This window comes from Streptomyces tricolor (assembly GCF_002155905.1).
GTDB lineage: Bacteria > Actinomycetota > Actinomycetes > Streptomycetales > Streptomycetaceae > Streptomyces > Streptomyces tricolor.
This window is the reverse complement of sequence record NZ_MUMF01000605.1, coordinates 1-4,478: the sequence shown is the minus strand read 5'-3', so window position 1 is coordinate 4,478 and position 4,478 is coordinate 1. Positions and strand designations below refer to the sequence as shown.

Annotated in this window: 4 protein-coding genes and 1 pseudogene; all 5 read left to right on the top strand. The window is 74.2% G+C overall.

The genetic code is table 11. The features are described 5' to 3' along the window. Positions 1–844: ABC transporter ATP-binding protein (locus CCN44_RS35020; protein WP_086702521.1), on the top strand; the 844-nt coding region annotated here is incomplete at its 5' end. Then, positions 841–1,686 carry an ABC transporter permease gene (locus tag CCN44_RS35015; RefSeq protein WP_059255745.1) on the top strand — a complete coding sequence of 282 codons (846 nt, stop codon included), beginning with the start codon at positions 841–843 and terminating at the stop codon, positions 1,684–1,686. The genes CCN44_RS35020 and CCN44_RS35015, both read left to right, overlap by 4 nt. Before the next feature lie 36 nt (positions 1,687–1,722). Then, positions 1,723–2,143, top strand: a pseudogene (locus tag CCN44_RS44180) (ATP-binding cassette domain-containing protein); the annotation flags it as partial. An 87-nt stretch (positions 2,144–2,230) separates the two neighbouring features. Further along, positions 2,231–3,934 (top strand): amidohydrolase, encoded by a 1,704-nt coding sequence (locus CCN44_RS35005; protein ID WP_086702518.1) that lies wholly within the window; start codon positions 2,231–2,233, stop codon positions 3,932–3,934. A gap of 31 nt (positions 3,935–3,965) precedes the next feature. Further along, on the top strand, positions 3,966–4,478 hold a 513-nt coding region (locus CCN44_RS35000), incomplete at its 3' end, for an autoinducer binding domain-containing protein (protein WP_107502138.1).

Sequence of the window (4,478 nt, the reverse complement as noted above, 5' to 3'; positions counted from 1 at the left end):
CTTCCTCGGCCCCAACGGCGCGGGAAAGTCCACCACCGTGTCCCTGCTGTGCGCGCTGAACCGGCCCAGCGCGGGCGAGGCGTGGGTCGCCGGCGCGAACGTACGCACCCAGCCGCACCTGGTGCGCCGCCGCGTCGGCGTCCTCTTCCAGCACAGCGCCCCGGAACCCGACCTGACCTGTGCCCAGAGCCTGCACCTGCACGCGCGGCTGCACGGTCTGTCACGCTCCCGCTCCCGCGCCCGCACCACCCAGGTCCTGAGCACCGCCGGGCTCACCGAGCTCCGGCACGCACGGGTCCGTACGCTCTCCGGCGGCATGCGCCGCCGCCTCGACATCGCACGGGCCCTGCTGCACGCACCCCGGGTGCTCTTCCTGGACGAACCGACCGCCGGACTCGACCCGCCCGCCCGCGCCCGCCTGTGGCGGCACCTGCGCGGTCTGCGCGAGGAGGAGCACATCACCGTCTTCGTCACCACGCACTACCTGGAAGAGGCCGAATACTGCGACCGGGTCGCCATCATCGACCACGGCCGCATCGTCGCCCACGGCACGCCCGCCGACCTGAAATCGGCCCTCGGCCGGGAAACCGTACGGCTGCGCACCAGCGACAACCGGCAGGCGGCCATCGTCCTGCGCACCGCCCACGGTCTCACCGCCCTCGACAGCGGCGGGGAGATCACCGTCCCGGTGGCCGGGAGCCCGGCATGGCTGCCCCGGCTGTGCGCCACCCTCGGCGCCCACGGCGTCCACACCCACGAGGCCGCCGCCACCGTGCCGACCCTGGAGGACGTCTTCTTCCACCACACCGGCCGCCCCTACGACCCGCAGAGCCCCACCCCATGACGATCTCACCCCTCTCTTCCCGAACGGTCCGCGCCGGCGCGGGCGGCGGCCTGCGGCAGGAGCTGCGCGCCGTGCACGGACTCGTCCTGCGCGACTGGCTGCGGCTGGTCGCCAACCCCACCAACACCGTGCTGCTCCTCCTGCAACCCCTGCTGTTCCTCCTCGCCTTCGGCGGCGGTCTGTCCGCGCTCGTCCCCGACACCGCCCTCGGCGGCCAGTACCGCGCCTTCCTCTACCCCGGCATCCTGCTCATGGCGGTCCAGGCGCCGGCCGCCAGTGTCGGCATCCGCCTGATCACCGACCGGCACAGCGGCATCATCCGCGAGCTGCTCGTCACCCCCGCCCGCCGGTCCACCCTGCTGTGCGGGATCTGCCTCGGCGGCTGCGCCACGGCCACCGCCCAGGGCGCCGTCCTGCTCGCCCTGGCACCCGCCGGCGGACTGCCCTACCGGCCCCTGCCGCTCCTCGGGCTCCTTGCGCACCTGGCGCTCGCCGCCTTCACGCTCACCGCGCTCACGCTCGTGCCGGCCGTCCGCACCCGACGGCCGGAGACCTTCACCACGTTCCTGGCCCTCACCAGCGCCCCGCTCCTGTTCGGCTCGGGCGCTCTCGTCCCGCTCTCCACCCTCCCCTCCTGGGTGGCCACGGCGGCAGCCCTGAACCCGCTCGCCTACACCGCCGACATCCTGCGCCGCACCGCCCATCCCGCCGCTCCCGCCGGCGTCCACTGGGGCGGCTGGCAGCCGCCGCCCGCCCTGGAGGCGGGCCTCCTCCTGCTGACCGCGGTCACCGCCCTGCTGTGCGCCGCCCGCCGGTTCGGCCGCGACGAGAGCACCGGGTGACGGCTTCCGTCCGGCTCGTACACGAAGGCACCGCGCGGCACCCTCTCAGTGACCGGCCGACGGCTCGAAGCAACCCGCCTCCCGGCGGGGGCCGTTGACCGACACCTGGTTGTCGGTCCTGGTCCTCGCCCGGCACACCCCCGTCGTCCTGCTGGACGGGACGAGCCCACCAGCGCCCTCGACCCGGGCCACGCCGTCGAAGTCCTCCACCTCGTCCGCGAGGTCACCGCCGCCGGCCGCACCGTCGTGCTGGTCCTGCACGGCCCTGACGGCCGCCGGCCACTGCGCCGACACCGTCGTGGCGCTGAAGGACGGCCGCGTCACCGCCCAGGGCCCGCCCCGCGACACCGTCGACGTAGCACTCGTGCAGGACCTGTACGGCCTGGACGCGGACATCCCGCACGCCCCCGGGGACGCCGCCGGACCGTCCCCGCGCGAGCGCGTATCGGTGGGATGACCGATGTGCGGGGCGCGGGGGAGCGGCCATAGTCCTCGAAGATCGTTCGCGGGCGGCCAGCGGCCCCCATTCCCGAAAGGACCTTCTGTGGACACGTATGCCGATCTGGTGTTTCTCGGCGGGCGGGTGCTCACGGTCGACGCGGAGTTCTCCGTCGCCTCGGCCCTGGCGGTGACCGGCGGGACCGTCAGTGCCGTCGGCGGACGGGACGACGTCGCACCGCTCATCGGCCCCGGCACCCGCGTCGTGGACCTGCGGGGCGCGACGCTGCTCCCCGGTATCAACGATTCCCATCTGCACGGGTGCGCCTTCGGCATGGCGACGCCGCCGCTCTCCCTCGACCTCGGCCACCCCACCGTGTCCTCCCTCGCGGACGTGACCGAGGCGGTACGGCAGGCCGCCGGGCGGGTCCCCGGCGGCCAGTGGATCACCGGGCACGGCTGGGACACCGGCTACCTGGACGAGTGCGTCTCCGATCCGTCCCGGCAACCCTCCCGGCACGACCTCGACGCCGTGAGCCCGGACCACCCCGTCGTCCTGTACTCCTTCTCCGGGCACGCCACCTGGGTCAACTCCAAGGCACTGAAGCTGATCGGCATCGACCGGCACACCGTCGCGCCGCCCGGCGGGGCCATCGTCGTGGACGCGGCGGGAGAGCCCACCGGGCTGCTCCACGAGGGGGCCCAGGCCCTCGTCCAGCACGCGCTGCCGCCGCTCAGCCGGCAGGAGCGCACCGACGCGATCAGGTCGACCCTCGCCACGCTCGCCCGGCTCGGCGTGACCAGCTACACCGAACCCGGACTCGGCCCCGGCGGCGACGGCATCATGCGCGGCGCGCTCGGCACGCGGACCCTCGACGTCTACCGCCGGCTGCTGGCCGACGGCGAACTGACCGCCCGCGTCGGCGTCCTGCTCCTGCCCACCGGAATGGCGAGCACCGCCGAGGAGTTCGCCCGCGCCCTCACCGCCCTCAACACGCCCGGCGACGCCGATCCGCGCCGCCTCGCGATCCACGGGGTGAAGATCTTCGCCGACGGCGTCGTCCCCAACAAGACGGCCTGGATGCACGAGCCGTACGTCGGCGGCGGCTGCGGCTCCCTGTGCGTCGGCGGCGAGAGCGACGCCGAGCGGATCGCCGGGATCCAGGCCATGATCCGGCACGCCCACGCCGCCGGGCACCAGCTGGGCGTCCACGTCACCGGCGACCGGGCCATCGACACCGTCGCGGACGCCTTCGCCGCGGCCGCGGCCGAACACCCGCGGCCCGACGCCCGGCACTACGTCATCCACGGCGACTTCCTCACCGCGCACAGCATGAAGGTGCTGGCCGCACACGGCTTCGGCGTCAACATGAACCCCACCATCAAGTGGACCGTCGCCGACATGGAGGAGGAGTTCGTCGGCGCCGAACGGGCCGCGTACGCATGGCCCTACCGCGCCGCCCTCGACGCCGGGGTGCGGGTGGCGAGCGGATCCGACGCCCCCGTCACCTTCCCGGACTGGCGCCAGGGCGTCGCCACCATGATGCTGCGCGAGTCGAAGGCGGGCGGCCGGGTCAGCGGCCCCGAGCAGCGCATCGGTCTGGCCGAGGCGATCCGTACGTACACGATCGACGCGGCCTGGCAGGACTTCGCCGACGACTGGAAGGGCTCCCTGGAGCCGGGCAAGGTCGCCGACCTGTGCGTGCTCGACGGGGACCTGCTCACCGCCGACCCCCACGACATCCCGCAGATGCCCGTCGCCCTGACCGTCATGGACGGGCGGATCGTGCACGACGCCCTGCGCGATTGACGTCTTCCGGGCACATGATCATCCTTGGAGGATGGCAGCGGAGCGGAGCACGGCGGACATCCTCGACGCGGCCGTCCACGTCCGTGAGGCCGCCCGGAGCGCCGCGAGCGGCGCGACCGGCGTCGACACGGTCCTGGCGGCGCTGACGGAGGTGATCGAGTACGACCACGCCTCCCTGGCCCGGTGGGATCCGCTGCGCCGATGCCACACCACCCTGGCCGGGACCTACCCGGACGACGCCACGGCCTACATCGAGACCCGCCTCCACCACGACCCGGTGTTCTCCGTGCTCCGCAGCCCGGCCCGAGGCGGTCTCTGGCTCAGGGACGTCCCCCGGCACCTCCTCGCCGCGTCGCCCGGCTTCCAGGAGGTGCTGTCCCCCCTCGGCATCGAGGACGGCGTGGCCCAGTGCCTGTTCGCCGCCGACGGCCGGTACGTCGGCATGCTGAACGTCAGCACCCGCCGGCCGCGGCGCACCCCCGACCCGGCACGCGCGGCGGTCACCCTCCTCACCGAGACCCTCACCGCGGCCGTCGCCCTCCGC

Coding starts and splice junctions, on each gene's coding strand:
- CCN44_RS35015 (WP_059255745.1), top strand. CDS start 841: ATGACGATCTCACCCCTCTCTTCCCGAACGGTCCGCGCCGGCGCGGGC.